At 42.0% G+C, this 1,734-nt stretch carries 3 protein-coding genes and 1 pseudogene; 3 read left to right on the top strand and 1 reads right to left on the bottom strand.

All coding sequences use genetic code 11. The features are described 5' to 3' along the window. From CDZ78_RS20040 to CDZ78_RS20030, 3 genes are all read left to right on the top strand, one after another. The coding region (locus CDZ78_RS20040; protein ID WP_444979223.1) for an ISAzo13-like element transposase-related protein at nucleotides 1–226 on the top strand (226 nt) is incomplete at its 5' end. Then, nucleotides 196–492, top strand: coding sequence for a hypothetical protein (locus CDZ78_RS20035; RefSeq protein ID WP_244559311.1), 297 nt, complete (start codon nucleotides 196–198; stop codon nucleotides 490–492). The genes CDZ78_RS20040 and CDZ78_RS20035, both read left to right, overlap by 31 nt. 23 nt (nucleotides 493–515) lie before the next feature. After that, nucleotides 516–707, top strand: a complete 192-nt coding sequence (locus tag CDZ78_RS20030; RefSeq protein WP_087871530.1) for a (2Fe-2S)-binding protein — start codon at nucleotides 516–518, stop codon at nucleotides 705–707. Between the two features lie 246 nt (nucleotides 708–953). On the opposite strand, the pseudogene CDZ78_RS20025 reads toward CDZ78_RS20030, so the two are convergent. Beyond that, a pseudogene (locus CDZ78_RS20025) lies at nucleotides 954–1,502 on the bottom strand (methyltransferase domain-containing protein); the annotation flags it as partial. Nucleotides 1,503–1,734: the final 232 nt, after the last annotated feature.

Genomic DNA, 1,734 nt, shown 5'->3' with positions numbered 1-1,734 from the left:
TCATGTGACTCGGGCTTGTGAAGGTGTTGTATTTGACTCGGTTGAAACAGTTAAAACATTGATTTCTAGAACATCAACGTCAAAAGGACTAACAACAATTGTTCACATACTCGACAAAATATACGAGACAGGACGAAAATATGCCGCTGACTTCAAAGAAATAATGCCGATTGTATTTGATACACATTTACCAAAATGGAATTACCGTGCAATTCCTCAAGAATAATTAATATCGGGAAGTTGTTTCGTGCTTATTCCTTAGATTACATAGCCTTATTAAACAAAGAAAAACAAGGCAACTGGGATGAAGCACATCAACAGATTCAGCCATATTCTGGCTTGATGGCCTGTTTGATTCATGGCTATTTACATCGAGTCGAAGGTGACCTGGATAATGCACAATATTGGTATAATCGTGCTGATACTAATATACCTGATAATACACTGGAACAGGAATGGCAGCGCCTGTATGAACTGGCTCATTCTGATTAACCTAAAAACAAATTGATTTTTCCATGACCGATAGTCCAGATAAAGAAGAAACTGTGATTTGTTCCTGTACAGGGACAAGTAAAGAAAAAATTGAACAACTTATTGAAAAAGGAGTTGATGATTTAGACAAAATATCCTCGGCTACCGGAGCAAATACAGGCTGTGGTTCTTGTGATATTTTAATACTGGAATTAATAGCCAAACAGAAGCAATAAACCTAATATTAACTGCTTCTTGTTCAGCTACAGCAAAATAACTCTGAGTATCAGCAAGTATATTCAGCTCTTGAACAACAGAAGAAACAGATTGAGCTGAAGCTAAATGAAAAGATTCAGCAGCTTGTTAGCCAGGCGGGTTTTTACCGGTGATAAGCCTGGAGTTTTGACAAACACTGCTATTGCACCACTTATAAGCTAACAACTCCGTATGATTAACTTAAGATACGCACTCCTAATCAACAATCAGCAACAAGCTGCACCTGATTCAAGCGCTGAACTAACCGCTGCGGGTGCACAATCAAACAAACCGAAATGTGTTGATTTATCACCTGACAGCTCAAAGTGCTCTACATAGCGACTTAAAGCAAGCATATCGTAAGTATTCCCACATACACGCAAAGGCTTGCCGGTCTCAAAATGGTGATGATCATCTAGATCGAACGCATGAGGATGCTCAGCTATCGACCCTTTATAAGTAGCAAGCTGACCAAAGTCTTCACACCTATCTTCCAGCGGCATTTTAAAGACCCTAATGGTAACTGAGCGAAATTTCACCATGCCAATTTTGGCTTCAACTTCCTCATCTTCCAATGCAATCGAATTTTCTTTAACAATGCGCACGTCGGGGCAACCCAGTTCCTGCATAATCCGGCGGAAATCTTCCCAATACAGAGCACCCGCCAAACATTCCCCCAATAATACAGGTTCCATTTTAAGCGCTTGTGGTATACGTCGATCAGCATAAACATCGGAAAAATAAATTTCACCGCCCGGTTTTAACACCCTTAAAATTTAGGCGCGCCATGCTACCTCACGAAATTCCGGGACTCCTGTCGCCGTAATTCGTTCACCTACGCAGCGAATAGGAGATGCTCCAGCCGCCCTGCGTCCGCCACAGACTGAGCACAAAGCAGCTCAGTCATGGCTACCTCAAATGGCTCTACGGCTATTCGGGATAAAATTTTAGCCTCCCTCGCGCGCTATCGCGCACTTCGGATTGGCAAATTTCCCTGCGCCTTCTGGA

The sequence above is a fragment of the Bathymodiolus platifrons methanotrophic gill symbiont genome (genome assembly GCF_002189065.1).
Lineage (GTDB): Bacteria > Pseudomonadota > Gammaproteobacteria > Methylococcales > Methylomonadaceae > Methyloprofundus.
Note: the sequence above shows the minus strand (reverse complement) of the source record. Positions and strands in the feature narration are given on the sequence as shown.